The following is a 13251-nucleotide window of genomic DNA, read 5'->3' as shown; positions in this document are numbered from 1 at the left end:
GGACGGGTTCAATATCCATGGTGAACTCAGTGGACCAAAGCTTGGCAAAATGCAGAATGCGCTTTTCTTGTCCCTTATTAATGGCTTTTATCAGTTGCAACCTCAGTAGATCTTTGCGCAAAGCCAGGGCTTGTACTGGTGTTTGGACTTTAGTGGGTTGAAGAAGCGCGTGAGCGAGTTGCAGTTCAGCAAATTTAGCCCATGCAATATGATCTTCTTTTTGAAGAAAATGTAAACCAGCCGAGTTAATGAGCATCATAGAGTCTTTGTTGAAAACGAGGGGGCGAGGATGTAAACGCCAATAAATTTGCTCGAGAAGATCCCTTTGCTTAGCTTTTTTGAAAAAGAAAGCCGTCTTATTTAAGTGAGCTAAACTCACGTAGTAGGATTCGGTGATTTCGTCAGCTTTTTGCGCTTTATCAAATGATCCCTTCTGATTGAGAGCAAAGGTGGCAATTTCCATGAGCTCAGGGATCTTCATTTCATGTCTTATGAGTCCATTATGAGCCGCTCCGAGGTATTCTTTTTTACGAAGCAGTGCCAGGGAGCCTGTGATAATATGTTGAATATGTTGGTTTTTGTCATCAATAACTTTTAAAGTGCCAAGTGCGGCATCTGGTAGATTGCTATCTAGGGCGAGTGAGGCACAGAGATTGACAAATTGGTCGAGATCTTGGTCGCGTAATTTGAGTTTTTGTTGGATTTTTACGATGTAGCCAAGGAAGGATTGAGGATTCTCAGTGAAGGACAAAAGGTTGACAAAGTTAAAGGCCTCTTTTTTGGGCAATCGTTTGTACAAGTAGAGATAGAGCTCAGCTGCACTATTTGAATTTGTGAGGTTTGCTAAGGCTAAAAAAGTTGTATTCGGATTGGAGCTTTCAAGAGAGATTTTTTGTAGCTTTTGAAAATAGTCTTCGTTCTGGTAATTGTTCTTCAGTAGCCAGGCAATTTGTTGGACTTGGTCAACTTCGCTAGCTTGCGAAGGAATTTTTTGTAATGATTCGGGGATGTGCCCTTGAGCTTTACGGTAGAAATAGGACTGCTGTGGAGCAGGGACTTGGGGAAGGAGTTTCTTGGCTAAAGAGAATTGATTGAGTTCGAGCAGGAAGGGAAATAATAAATTAGCTTTGGGATTAAGCAGGTACGCCTCTTGATGTTGGCCGGTAAAAATTAAGCTCTGGATAGAACGAGCGAGGTCGGCGTTGGGGTGATCAACGATTTGTTTAAGCAGGGCATTCGTATCTTTGCCTTGGAGCAGTTTGAGAGCGAGTTGATCGTGCAACTTTTCATAAGTCATTAAGGAATTTGAGGGCTCTTCGTTATATATTTTATTAAGGAATTTTTCGTATTGAGAAAAATCCCCCGTACGAGCCGAACAAATGATCATCCGTCTACGCAGTAAGAAACGAGAGTTTTGGTCATTGAGTTTATTGTGGGCTCGATTGATGGCTTCAAGAGAACGTTTGTAATGACCTTGGGCTTCATAAGCCAAGCTGAGTGTGTAATTGAGGCGAAAGTTCCATATACCTTGTTTGTTTTTCTGGACCAAGTCTTGGAGTTGAGTAATGACGGGGTCCAATTCACTCTTTTCTAACAACCAGGTATTTTGTTGGAGAATATTCTCCTGAGCCTGAGGTTTATCCTCCTTAAACCAAGTAATGAGTAAGGTGCGGTAGTAAGTGTCTGAAGTAAAGACTTTTATCGTAGGGGCTTGGTAGCTTTTAATGACCTCGCTAATACTATCGTCTGCACTTAAAACAGCGTTTTCTAATAACTTGTAGGGGTCGTTTTCGATGAGTTTGATGATGTGTTTTTTAAGCGCTTGATCAGAAGAAACTAAAAAATCTCTTGTTTGTTCTTGATTAGAAAGTCCACTATGTGCAGTAGTGGCAGGCTTTATTGCCTCTTCTGCATAGAGATTTATTGCTAAAAAAATAAATAAAACTATTCTACTCATAAATTATACCTAAGCTTCTTTCAACCACTATAGGTTATAGAAGAGTATTTGTCACATAATGGTACATAAATAAACATGAGAAGATAATGGAACGTGAAGAAATTTTAGTAATCGATAATATCGCCTATGGTGGAGACGGAGCAGGCCGCTTAGACGACGGACGTGTATGTTTTGTTCCCTTTTCGGTTCCTGGTGAAAAAGTTAAAGTTAGCATAGTCAAAGATAATAAGAATTTTTGTCGTGGTGAAATCCTCGAACTTGTAGAAGCTTCCGAGAACCGAGTTGAAGCTCCTTGTCAGTATTTTGGTGAATGTGGGGGCTGTGCTTATCAACATATTGATTACGATGAGCAAGTAAAGATCAAAGAAGCCCAATTTCGTCAAGTATTGAAGCGCATTGGTGGTTTGAATATTGATGAAGACGACGTTGAAGTCGTAAGTTCTACTAATAAGTGGAATTACAGAAATAGAATCAGCCTCAATGCTCGTCGTACAGAAACAGATGAAGTGATTTATGGTTTTATTGCGCGTGATAATCGCAGTCTCGTTAGAATCAAAGAATGTCTCCTAGCTCAAGCACCTGTAAATGAATTAGTGCCCGATTTGAATAAAACGAAGTGGGGACATAAAAATCGTCAAAGAGATCGTCCTCTGCGTGCGACCATTCGCCATGCGAGTAGCAATAAAGAAACAGTGGCGTTCTATGGCAAGGCTCCGGTTGGACTTCCTTGGCGTCGTGAGGTATATAATGACCGTGAATTTGTTATGCCAGCTGGTTCCTTTAGTCAAGTGAATCGCGATGTAGCCGAAGCTTTACAGAGAATGTGTGCAGAGATTATTTCGTCTTTGGAAGCCTGTACTTTCGTTATTGATGCTTTCTGCGGGTCAGGCTTCTTATCAATGGGCTTAAGAGATGTGAAAGTTGTGGGCTTGGAAATTGATGCGAAGGGCGTAGAAGCCGCTAACTTTAATGCACAAGACCAAGGGCTAACAACGCATAAATATGTAGCTGGTGATGTGAATAAGCTCTTGCGCCAGCGCTTGGGGAAATTAGCACCAGAGACGACTCTGATTCTTGATCCTCCTCGAGCAGGCGTTGGGCCGGGTACAATTAAGGCCATTAGTAAAAGGTCACCTAAATGGATTCTTTATGTTTCTTGTGACCCAGGAACTTTAGGACGTGATTTAAAAGAGATTCTCCCTTTAGGTTATAAGCATAAAAAATTAGCTATGCTCGACATGTTCCCACAAACCTCGCACTTTGAATCCTTGATCTTACTTGAGTTGGATAATGCTTGAAGACTACGGTTATGGTAATTGTGGCTATGTGGCAATTGTAGGACGTCCCAACGCGGGCAAGTCGACTTTTGTCAATCAAGCCTTGGGTTATAAGCTAGCGGCAGTGTCGCGAGTTCCCCATACCACACGCAGACGTTGGGTAGGGATATTTACCGACGATGATGCCCAGATAATTTTTTCTGACACTCCAGGGATTCATGAAAGTAAAAACCGCATGGACGAAATGATGGATCGTACTATCAAGCGTGCCATCGATAAAAATGACATAACGCTTTTGCTTTGTGATCCCATGCGTGAATTTGGTATGGAAGATGAAATGGCGGCCAAAGCTGCGGCAGCAGGTGGGAAGCCCACTATTCTTGTTCTCAATAAATGTGATAAGGCGAGTGCCGAAGAGAAACGCGAGATGGAGTCGAATTACTCAGCGCATTTTTCTGAGAAGCCAAAAATTCATCACATGTCAGCCTTAAATAATGAAGGTGTGAATGAGCTTCTTGAATTAATTAAAGAACTTCTTCCCAAAGGTCCTTTTTTATACCCAGATGATCAAATTGCCGATGCCTTTTTGAGAGATATTGGCGAAGATATTATTAGAGAAAGTGCTTTAGAACTTCTTCATAGTGAATTACCTCATTCTCTCGCAGTAATGATCGATAAATGGGATGAACGCGAGAAGAAGATCAAAATTGAAGCCACAGTTTTAGTCGAACGTGAGTCCCAAAAGCAGATTGTCATTGGTTCTGGCGGCAAAATGGTGCAGGAAATCCAGCGTCAATCGAGATCAAAATTGGGTAAAAGTTTTGAGAAATTTGTCGATTTGCGTCTCTTTGTTAAAGTGATGCCAGATTGGCAGAATCGCATTGGTTTGTTGAAGGAGATGAACCTCAATGACAAATAAATTCGATATCATTCATATTCAGAATATTCGCGTCAATGCGATCTTGGGGCTTTACCCCGAAGAGCGCGTAACTCCCCAAGATTTTATTGTTTCCGCTAAGCTTTATCTCGATTTAAAAAAAGCAGGTGAAAGTGATGATTTACAGCATACGGTTGATTACGATTCACTTCATCGTGATTTAGCGAAGATCGCAAAGACCTCTGAATGCTTATTAATTGAGAAATTGGCCGAGCTCTGTGCTCAAGAATGTTTATCAAGAGGCTTGGTGCAGGCTTGTGAGCTTACTATCGATAAACCCCAAGCGCTTGACTTGGCGGATAACGTAGCCATCACAATTTATAGAGAGAGATAATGAAAACTGCTTATGTTGCCATCGGTTCAAATATTGACCCTTTTGATAGCGTGAGTGCAGCTCTCGTCGACTTAGAAAATGAATTTAAAATTACTGCGGTATCAAAATTTTATTTAAATGGTGCAGTGGGGACGAGTGAAGGACAGCACGAGTTTCTTAATGGTGTTGTTCGCTTTGAAACAGACTTAGATCCCTATGACCTCAAGTATCGTGTTTTACGTAGTATAGAGCAAAGATTTGGTCGCCAAGATGGCGAACATAAGCATGATGAGCGCAAGCTCGATTTAGACCTGATTCTCTATGGATCATTAGTCGTCACTACCGAGCATATTCAACTGCCGCACCCCGAAATTCTTACTAGAGATTTTGTTTATGTGCCCTTGCTAGAGATTGTGCCTGGCTTAGTTCATCCACAAGAGGGGCTTTTGTTAGCTGATTTAGTTGATGGCGAGGCTCGCAAAATGCAAGCCTATAAAATGGGCAAAAGCCATTACAAAAACTAAGCTATCTAAAGTCCGCAAATTTTTCTTTGACTAGGGCGAGTTTTTCGTCGATATTCCGGCGCTTTTTGTTGACGGAATCAATGTAGCGCAAGCGACGACCTAAGCCATGGCCGTTGGCAATCTGGATAGAAAGCCCTGGACGAGCATTAAGTTCTAGAATGAGGGGTCCACGATCTCTGTCTAAGACAATGTCAGCACCTAAGTAGCCTAGTTCAGTAATGTCAAAACTCTTTGCAGAAAGTTTGAGGACAGTATCCCAGTCAGGAATCGCTAATCCCTCAAAAGATTGGCCTGTGTCAGGGTGTTTAGTCACAAGCTTATTAAATTGAACAGCCTGAATAGCTTTCCCTGTGACAATATCGAGCCCAACTCCTACAGCTCCCTGGTGAAGGTTGGCTTTGCCATCAGATACTTTTGTCGAGAGACGAGTCATAGCCATGACGGGGTAGCCTCGATAGATTATCACGCGAATATCTGGAACCCCTTGGTAGGTGTAACCATTAAATGTGTCGGTAAAATGAACAAGTTTTTCAAACATGGCGGAATCAGGAACACCGCCGAGTGAGTACATACCCGTAAGAATGCTCGCCACATGGCGATCGAATTCAATGTAACTTACAATTGAGCCAGAAGCTTTGACAAAACCTTTTTCATTGCGATCAACAATGACTAAAATCCCTTTGCCAGCACAGCCCTTGGCGGGCTTCACGACAAACTCTTTTTGAGTTTTAAGGATTTTATGGAGTTCTTTCATTTGGTGATTGTACTTCAAGCAGCAAATAAGGTCGGGAACACTCAAATCCTCGAGCAAAGCGATGCGCTTGGTCTCCATTTTATCATCGACTAATGGATAGAGCTCACGTTTGTTTTTAGAGAGGACATAACTAAAGTTTCGGGCATTCATTCCTAGAATGCCTTTCTCACTTAGTTTAAATGGTGAGGCCCATTTCATTGTTTTAAGTCCTCATCTTTCAAGAGGGGTTCAAAACGGAAGAGCTCAGTCAATCTATAACCAGTATATACACCGATGAGAAGCACGAAGGCGAGCATGATCAACATGACTTCGGGGAAAGTGAAGGTGAAGTATTTAACAAAGCTATTGGTCATGACGAAATAAACAATAATGGATACGATCAAGCTGCCACCCATTTTTTCGATTACTTCTCGACCGCCATGTTCTTCCCACATAATAGAGGTTCTCTCAATCGTCCAAGAAATAATAATCATTGGGAAGAAAGTCACACTAACGCCACCAGTTATTCCCATTTTGTAGGAACTCACCGAGATGAAGGCCATGAGGATGACCACGCAAATAACGACAGCAGAAATCCTAGGGACGAGTAGAAGGTTCATTCGCGAGAGGTAAGTCCGAATCAAAAGGCCTAAAATCATCATCAGTAAAAGAACCACTAAGCCTTTGACAAGAGTCGTTTCGATGAAGGCAATGGCGAGCAAGACGGGCATGAAAGTACCGGAGGTTGAGAGGCCAATAAGGTTACGGATGATCACAACAATCAAGGTGCCCACTGGAATGAGTAAAAGGAGTTTGAAAACGGCCTGAAACTCAAGGGGTAAACTGAAAATTGAGAAGCTCATGATCGGGTTGGAATCTTCAAGGCTATTTTTGATGGCTAAAGACTTGGCCGATTGTTCACTTTTTATCGTCGAAAAAGTGATGCGTGAGTTTGTGCAGCCTTCCACCTCAAGGACTGAAGTGAGAGCCCAGAAAATCGTGTCTTCAGGAATACCCACTTCAGCGGAAACGTGATTGATGACGCTCCAACTCTTGTCAAAATAAGCTAAATAGTTACTTGGAGTAGTTTTACGTACACCATCTTCAAGTTTTAATCCTCGCAGCACTGTGGCAGGTACATCTTTGAGAAGCAGCAGGTCGCGTACTAGGTGAGCCTCGGTGTAAGATCCTTTGATTAAGCTTCTGACTAAGTTGGTGTTTTGGTCTGGGTCAGCAAAATTTAAGCGACGAATAACTTCTTTAGTAAAAGTGGTGTTGTCGGCTGATTTTTTCCATGCCGAATCGACTAAAGAGAGGGCGGCAGTCTTAAATGAGGGGTCAAAATAGGGTTGGTCGAACTTATACCTGTTTCGGTCTGAAGTGTCTTGCAGTTCTTTAGTATCAAAAATACTAAAGGTGTAGTAGATGCTTTGTTTGCCTGGAGTTGGAGTACGGCTAGACCAAACAGCCTTTTTATTAGGACTCTCTTCTGTTGAAAATCCATAGCCATTTGAGGAACCTTGTTGTTCCAATAACTCGTATTGAGCATAGTAGGTTGGTAAAGCAGCTTTGATTTTGACGGGCTTGTCTTGCGCTTCAAACTCAATTAAAGCTTCCACAACCCACACATCGCGTTTTTCACCTTGGCTAAGCGGGATGTCGAGTTGCACGCTTTTGTAGGCGATAGCGCCAATGCCAAGAGTGATTAATAGAATTGACCAGAGATAAACTTGCGCTTTAGCACTCATTATTTATCATCCTTAAAGGTTAGTTCTTTGAGCTCAGTTCCAATGTGGAGGTCAACACCCATTTTATGTTTCATGATTTGCACAGGGTGACGAACTTGCTTTTTGTTGATAGTTAAGACAGCGAGAGCTACGGGTATAGATTTTTTCGATGCTTTTGCGGGGACTAGATCCAATGGCTTACTTTGACCAGGGAACTTTAAGCGGAACATTTTTTTTCCGTCAACCTCAACACTTGTGAAAGAGCTCGGGTAGATGGCAGATGTGGGTTTATCCCAAAAGCTACCACTCAAATCATTTTGATAATTTTGCAGTTTGACAGGAAAAGTTTTCTTTTGTTCAGCTTTTTTATCACCTTCCTTACCATGCTCTTTCTTTGATACATCAACTAAATATTTTCCACTAAGCCAGTTGCGACCAATAAGGAGTTTGTAAGTCATTTCTTCGCGATCTCGTAAGTTGACGCGGATTTTTTGACTCTGGCCTTGCCAGCTAAGGGTCAAGTCAACAACATAACGGAATTCGCGTCCTTGGGAATTAGTAACAATGACAACATTAACAATTCTAGTCGAAATGACGGCGACTTCACCGGATCTATTACGGGTTTTAAAGGTGACCAGTTTATTGATGTTATTTTGTTTCTCCTTATCTTTTCCTTTGATTTTGATGTCGAAGGCATTGATCGAGGTGGTTGTAGCTCCAGTGTCGATACGACTATCAAAAGCGAGTCCAGCTTCTTTAACGGTGATGAAGGCCGTTTGGCCGATAATGGCTTTGCCTACGGGAGCCTCTTTTTCTTTGCTAAATTGTGAGCAAGAGGGGAGGAGAGTGAAAGCTACTGCGACAAGCAGTAGAATATGCTTTTTCATGGTTTTTCCTTATGGACTATTTTTCCTAGCAGCACAATAGTCTTTTGCTCTATAATAAGCAAATTTCTACAGCTGATCTCAAGTTCAGATTTAGTTAAGATTCGACTCATCATGTAAAGTTTGTATGAGTAGCTAGACATTTTCTCCATGAGTGGTTTTATATGTTTAAATAATTCAATGGATAAGTTCTTGAAACCTGACATACTTTTAATCACTCCCCCTTTAACTCAGTTAAATACTCCTTACCCCGGGACAGCATACTTAAACTACTTTTTGCGATCGCAGGGCTACCTAGCGAGTCAGCTTGACCTCGGCTTAGATTTAATCTTGAAATTATTTTCATCATCGGGTTTGGAGCAGGTCTTTGACTATTGCGTAAAGAGTGACCGCGAAATGTCGTGGGAAGCGCAGAAGCTTTTGGCGCTCAAGTCTGATTACCTCTTCTGTGTGGATGCGGTGATTTTATTTCTTCAGAATAAAGATTTGACTTTAGCACAACGTATCTTTAGTCGAAATTACTTACCAGAAGGTGAGCGCTTTAAAATTTTAGATGAAATGAGCCCTGAAGTCTTCGGTAAGATGGCCGTGCAGGATTGCGCGCGCTTTTTTGCAACGCTTTTTCTGGAAGACCTCGGCGACTTTATTCGTGAAAATGTCGATGAAGGCTTTGGCTTTTCGCGTTACCAAGAAAAAATTTCAGTGGCCGCTAGCTCATTCGATTCTCTAGATGAAGCCTTGCAATCTAAGATGAGTTTTTTAGATGAAATTATGCTGAAAACTCTGGAAGCGCGTCTAGAGAATCAGAATCCTCAGCTCATTGCCCTCAGTATTCCCTTTCCAGGGAATTTGTACGGAGGTCTTAGGTGTGCGCAGTATTTAGGTGAACGCTTTCCAGATAGTGCGATACTCTTAGGTGGGGGGTATGTAAATACTGAACTGCGTGAATTGAGTGACCCACGCCTTTTCGATTATGTGGACTTTGTTTGCCTAGATGATGGTGAGCTTCCCATGACGCAGATATTAAAAGTATTAGAGGGTGAAGGTGATCTGAGCCAACTATCGAGAACCTTTCTTCTCAACGATCAAGGAGAAGTGGAGTACGTCGATACTTGCAAGCAAGAAGATTTTAGTCATTTGGAAACCGGTGTGCCAGATTATACAGGCTTGGAACTCGATAAGTATTTATCCATAATTGAACTAGCCAACCCCATGCATCGCCTTTGGAATGATGGGCGATGGAATAAAATGACTCTAGCTCATGGCTGTTATTGGAAGCGCTGTAGTTTTTGTGATGTGACGCTGGATTATATTGAACGTTATGATGAAGCTCCCGCAAAAATCCTCGTTGACCGCATGGAGAAACTCATGGACCAGACGGGTGTTAGTGGTTTTCATTTTGTCGATGAAGCGGCGCCTCCAGCTTTGTTGCAAGATTTATCCGAAGAAATTTTATCTAGAGGCCTTCGTGTCTCATGGTGGACAAATGTGCGCTTTGAAAGAGCTTTCTCAAAAGATTTATGCCGACTTCTTGCCGCTGCTGGCTGCATAGCCGTCTCGGGTGGACTCGAAGTGGCTTCCGAGCGACTCTTGCGAAAAATGAAAAAAGGTACGGGCATCACTCAAGTCTGCCAATCGACGAAGGCCTTCAGTGATGCAGGCATTATGGTTCATGCTTACCTAATGTATGGTTTTCCCACAGAAACAGAACAAGAAACAATAGATTCTTTAGAAGTTGTACGCCAGCTTTTTAAAGAAGAGATGATTAACTCGGGTTTTTGGCATCGTTTTGCGCTCACCGCACATAGTCCAATAGGTAAAGATCCAGAGGCTTACGACGTTAAAATTACGGGGCCTGAGTTTGCGGGCTTCGCAAAAAATGAACTCACTCACGATGACCCAAAAGGATGTGATCATGCTAAGTTTAGCGAGGGGCTAAAAAAAGCACTTTTTAACTATATGCACGGCATCGGTCTGAATGAAGATTTGTCTTTTTGGTTTAATCAAGAAGTGCCCACAACAAGTCATTCGCCTTATTTAATTCGTCAGCGATTAACAGAGTTTTACAAAGCAATCAAAGTGTTTGATAAGGACAGAGTCCTGTGGCTAGGTGGTGACGTTTTAGTTGATGATTTGAGTCAAGATCCATGTAAACTGAGTTTTATATCCAGAAATAAAGAAATGACTTTAGATTTGCCTGCGGCACTGGCAGAATGGCTCTATCACCTCTTGCCTCAGCTCAGAATCGAAAACGATGATGAAGTGACTTTTGCAGAGTTAAAAGATTATTATGGGCAATACTTCGATGATGAATTTGAAGTGATGAAAGAAAGTCAGTTTTGGCAAAAATTAGAAGACTTTGGCCTCATCTATCTAAGAAGAGTATGAACAGATACTTAATTGTGAGGCTATTTTTTCTTAAAAGATCTAGTGAGCTATAATGTTATTACAATTTTTGATTTGGGTCTTTACATCAATGGGATTAAAATAAAAAAGCCGCAAGTTTCCTTGCGGCTTAATAAGTCGACTGAAGAACTTTACTTCCAGTGATTGAAGTAAGGTAAGTTCGCAGCAGTCTCAGTGATGTCGGCGTCGTTCTGCAGGAGTTCTGCAGTCACGTCCCAAGTTCCACCAATAAATTGCTGACGAGCACCCTCGGGAAATTCAGCTTTCACGGAGAGATCCCCAGCTTTGATTTCCAAACTTTCTAAGTCAACTGAAAAAGAACATTCGGGTTCTTGTTCGCACTTGTCCTGGAGCAGAGCAATGTCAGCCTCAGAAACTTTTAAGCAAGGGACGCCGATAGCAATATTATTCCCGAAGAAAATCTCCGAATAAGATTCACCAATGATGCAGTCAATGCCGTGGCGCTTAATTGCTTGGGGTGCGTGCTCACGTGAAGAGCCACAGCCAAAGTTTTTGTTGACGAGCAAAATATTAGATTTTGCGTGGGCTTCTTGATCAAATGGATGAACTTCGCCTTTGTCCGCTAATTGTTTGCGGTCGTCTGTAAAGACTTCGGCCCCAAGGCCTTCAAAAGTGATTTTCGTGAGAAAACGAGCCGGGATAATGCGATCGGTATCGATGTCATTTCCGCGAACAGCAACACCCGTTCCTGTGATTTTGATGATAGATGATGAATTCATGGTCTTATCCTATGCTAAAAGTTTCACGTGCATCAACAACTTTGCCAGTGAGGGCCGCCGCCGCAACCATGGCAGGGGACATGAGTAGGGTACGTCCCGTGGATGAACCTTGTCGACCTTTGAAGTTGCGGTTGGAAGTTGAGGCGCAGATTTGATCGCCAATGAGTTTGTCGGGGTTCATTGCTAGACACATGGAGCAGCCGGCTTCACGGAATTCAAAGCCTTTTTCTTCGAAGACTTTGTCGTACCCCTTGCGGATAAGTTCTTGGCGAACTTCCTGTGAGCCAGGAACGATGAGTGCTTTGACTGAAGCGGGTACTTTTAAGTCTGAATCTTTGATTAAGTCAATCACTTCTTCAAAATCTGAAAGGCGACCATTAGTACAAGAACCAATGAAAGCCACGTCTACATCCTTGCCCACGAGCTTCTCGCCCGGAGTAAAAGCCATGTATTCATAGGCTTCTTTGATGAGGGGCTTATCGTTGTCTGAAAAGTCATCTTCACTGGGGAGTTGTGCGTTCACCGCAACGGATTGGTCTGGGGCTATCCCCCAAGTCACGAAGGGCTCGATATCTGCGGCATCGTAAACGACCACGTCATCGTAATCAGCGCCTTGGTCAGATTTGATGCTTTCCCAATAAGAAATGGCTTCATCCATTTTGTCGGCAACTGGAGCATAGGGCTTGCCTGAGAGGTAGTCATAAGTCGTTTGATCGGGATTGACGTAACCGATACGTGCACCGCCTTCAATCGCCATGTTACAAACAGTCATTCTCTGGTCCATTGTCATATTATCGAAGACTTCACCCGCGTATTCGTAAGCAAATCCCACACCACCTTTAACGCCAAGGCGATTGATGATGAAGAGCGCTACGTCTTTGGCGTAGACGCCAGGACGAAGTGTACCGTTGATTTCAACTCGGCGAACTTTGAGCTTAGCTACGGCAAGTGTTTGAGTTGCGAGAACGTCGCGAACCTGCGAAGTACCAATGCCGAAAGCAAGTGAACCAAAAGCTCCGTGAGTTGACGTGTGGGAATCGCCACAGCAAATTGTCATGCCGGGCTGTGTTAAACCTTGTTCAGGAGCAATGATGTGCACAATGCCTTGCTTGCCGGTAGAGGTGTTGAAAAATTCGATGCCATTGGCTGCCGTGTTCGTTTCGAGAGCATTGAACATATCTTCGGCCATGGTGTCGCGAAGAGGGCGTGCTTGGTTGTCAGTGGGAATAATGTGATCCACAGTCGCAAAAGTTCTGTGCGGGTAGCGCACATTTAAGCCACGCTCTTTGATCATGTCGAATGCTTGCGGGGAAGTCACTTCGTGAATCATATGAAGTCCCATGAAAAGTTGGTATTGGCCCGAAGAGAGCTTTTTTACCGTGTGTCTTTCAAAGACTTTGTTGTAAAGGTTTTTAGCCATTTGATTTCCTTATTGTATATACAGTAATTTATCCACCAGGAGCCGCAACGACGAGGTCAATGCGGTCTTGGTCTGAAAGTAGGGTGTTGTCCCAAGTTTCTTTGGGAAGTACTTCGAGGTTGAGGCAAAGGGCAATGCCCATTCTTTGACTGTCCACTTCGACGTACGCTAGGAGCTCAGCGATACTGAGAGCTGAATCAAAACTCATTGCTTTGCCATTAAAATTTATTGTCATTGGTCGTCCTTAAACTTAATCGGGCGCTACTATAACACACTTTTGAATCTCGGGAAGTTTAGTCCTCGCTATATTTTGAGGGCTTTTCGAATTTTATA

At 42.8% G+C, this 13251-nt stretch carries 12 protein-coding genes; 5 read left to right on the top strand and 7 right to left on the bottom strand.

Annotated elements, in window-relative coordinates:
* Window positions 1–1957, bottom strand: a 1957-nt coding sequence (locus LNTAR_RS07150; protein ID WP_007277993.1) for a hypothetical protein, incomplete at its 3' end; no start/stop codon positions are given.
* 86 nt (window positions 1958–2043) lie between these two features.
* Here LNTAR_RS07150 and LNTAR_RS07145 point away from each other — a divergent pair.
* Genes LNTAR_RS07145 through folK form a run of 4 tightly spaced genes read left to right on the top strand, consistent with a single transcriptional unit; the run spans window position 2044 to window position 5008 of the window.
* Window positions 2044–3255 (top strand): class I SAM-dependent RNA methyltransferase, encoded by a 1212-nt coding sequence (locus LNTAR_RS07145; RefSeq protein ID WP_007277992.1) that lies wholly within the window; start codon window positions 2044–2046, stop codon window positions 3253–3255.
* Window positions 3248–4153, top strand: a complete 906-nt coding sequence (gene era, locus LNTAR_RS07140; protein WP_007277991.1) for a GTPase Era — start codon at window positions 3248–3250, stop codon at window positions 4151–4153. The genes LNTAR_RS07145 and era overlap by 8 nt, the downstream gene beginning before the upstream one ends.
* On the top strand, window positions 4143–4505 hold the full coding sequence (gene folB / locus LNTAR_RS07135) for a dihydroneopterin aldolase (RefSeq protein ID WP_007277990.1): 363 nt from the start codon (window positions 4143–4145) through the stop codon (window positions 4503–4505). The genes era and folB overlap by 11 nt, the downstream gene beginning before the upstream one ends.
* A complete protein-coding gene (gene folK, locus LNTAR_RS07130; RefSeq protein WP_007277989.1) occupies window positions 4505–5008 on the top strand; it encodes a 2-amino-4-hydroxy-6-hydroxymethyldihydropteridine diphosphokinase in 504 nt (167 codons plus the stop codon). Before folB ends, folK begins: the two co-directional genes overlap by 1 nt.
* A 1-nt stretch (window position 5009) precedes the next feature.
* On the opposite strand, the gene LNTAR_RS07125 is transcribed toward folK, so the two are convergent.
* The 3 genes from LNTAR_RS07125 to LNTAR_RS25305 are packed head-to-tail and all read right to left on the bottom strand — an operon-like array spanning window position 5010 to window position 8355.
* On the bottom strand, window positions 5010–5960 hold the full coding sequence (locus LNTAR_RS07125) for an alpha-L-glutamate ligase-like protein (protein ID WP_007277988.1): 951 nt from the start codon (window positions 5958–5960) through the stop codon (window positions 5010–5012).
* The gene (locus tag LNTAR_RS07120; RefSeq protein ID WP_007277987.1) at window positions 5957–7489 is read right to left on the bottom strand and encodes an inactive transglutaminase family protein; all 1533 of its coding nucleotides are present in this window, start codon (window positions 7487–7489) and stop codon (window positions 5957–5959) included. The genes LNTAR_RS07125 and LNTAR_RS07120 overlap by 4 nt, the downstream gene beginning before the upstream one ends.
* Window positions 7489–8355 (bottom strand): ATP-dependent zinc protease family protein, encoded by an 867-nt coding sequence (locus LNTAR_RS25305; protein ID WP_007277986.1) that lies wholly within the window; start codon window positions 8353–8355, stop codon window positions 7489–7491. The genes LNTAR_RS07120 and LNTAR_RS25305 overlap by 1 nt, the downstream gene beginning before the upstream one ends.
* 177 nt (window positions 8356–8532) lie before the next feature.
* On the opposite strand from LNTAR_RS25305, the gene LNTAR_RS07105 reads away from it, so the two are divergent.
* Window positions 8533–10740, top strand: a complete 2208-nt coding sequence (locus LNTAR_RS07105; RefSeq protein WP_040914376.1) for a B12-binding domain-containing radical SAM protein — start codon at window positions 8533–8535, stop codon at window positions 10738–10740.
* Window positions 10741–10889: 149 nt separating this feature from the next.
* On the opposite strand, the gene LNTAR_RS07100 is transcribed toward LNTAR_RS07105, so the two are convergent.
* Genes LNTAR_RS07100 through thiS form a run of 3 tightly spaced genes read right to left on the bottom strand, consistent with a single transcriptional unit; the run spans window position 10890 to window position 13153 of the window.
* The gene (locus LNTAR_RS07100) at window positions 10890–11498 is read right to left on the bottom strand and encodes a 3-isopropylmalate dehydratase small subunit (protein ID WP_007277983.1); all 609 of its coding nucleotides are present in this window, start codon (window positions 11496–11498) and stop codon (window positions 10890–10892) included.
* 4 nt (window positions 11499–11502) lie between these two features.
* The gene (gene leuC / locus LNTAR_RS07095; protein WP_007277982.1) at window positions 11503–12918 is read right to left on the bottom strand and encodes a 3-isopropylmalate dehydratase large subunit; all 1416 of its coding nucleotides are present in this window, start codon (window positions 12916–12918) and stop codon (window positions 11503–11505) included.
* Between the two features lie 28 nt (window positions 12919–12946).
* Complete coding sequence (thiS, locus tag LNTAR_RS07090; RefSeq protein ID WP_007277981.1) at window positions 12947–13153, bottom strand: sulfur carrier protein ThiS; 207 nt, start codon at window positions 13151–13153, stop codon at window positions 12947–12949.
* Window positions 13154–13251 lie beyond the last annotated feature (98 nt).

It is taken from the genome of Lentisphaera araneosa HTCC2155 (assembly GCF_000170755.1).
Classification (GTDB): domain Bacteria; phylum Verrucomicrobiota; class Lentisphaeria; order Lentisphaerales; family Lentisphaeraceae; genus Lentisphaera; species Lentisphaera araneosa.
This window is presented reverse-complemented; position numbering and strand designations above follow the sequence as displayed.

Coding starts and splice junctions, on each gene's coding strand:
- folB (WP_007277990.1), top strand. CDS start 4,143: ATGACAAATAAATTCGATATCATTCATATTCAGAATATTCGCGTCAAT.
- leuC (WP_007277982.1), bottom strand. CDS start 12,918: ATGGCTAAAAACCTTTACAACAAAGTCTTTGAAAGACACACGGTAAAA.
- LNTAR_RS07145 (WP_007277992.1), top strand. CDS start 2,044: ATGGAACGTGAAGAAATTTTAGTAATCGATAATATCGCCTATGGTGGA.
- LNTAR_RS07125 (WP_007277988.1), bottom strand. CDS start 5,960: ATGAAATGGGCCTCACCATTTAAACTAAGTGAGAAAGGCATTCTAGGA.
- LNTAR_RS07105 (WP_040914376.1), top strand. CDS start 8,533: ATGGATAAGTTCTTGAAACCTGACATACTTTTAATCACTCCCCCTTTA.
- LNTAR_RS07100 (WP_007277983.1), bottom strand. CDS start 11,498: ATGAATTCATCATCTATCATCAAAATCACAGGAACGGGTGTTGCTGTT.
- LNTAR_RS25305 (WP_007277986.1), bottom strand. CDS start 8,355: ATGAAAAAGCATATTCTACTGCTTGTCGCAGTAGCTTTCACTCTCCTC.
- LNTAR_RS07120 (WP_007277987.1), bottom strand. CDS start 7,489: ATGAGTGCTAAAGCGCAAGTTTATCTCTGGTCAATTCTATTAATCACT.
- era (WP_007277991.1), top strand. CDS start 3,248: ATGCTTGAAGACTACGGTTATGGTAATTGTGGCTATGTGGCAATTGTA.
- folK (WP_007277989.1), top strand. CDS start 4,505: ATGAAAACTGCTTATGTTGCCATCGGTTCAAATATTGACCCTTTTGAT.
- thiS (WP_007277981.1), bottom strand. CDS start 13,153: ATGACAATAAATTTTAATGGCAAAGCAATGAGTTTTGATTCAGCTCTC.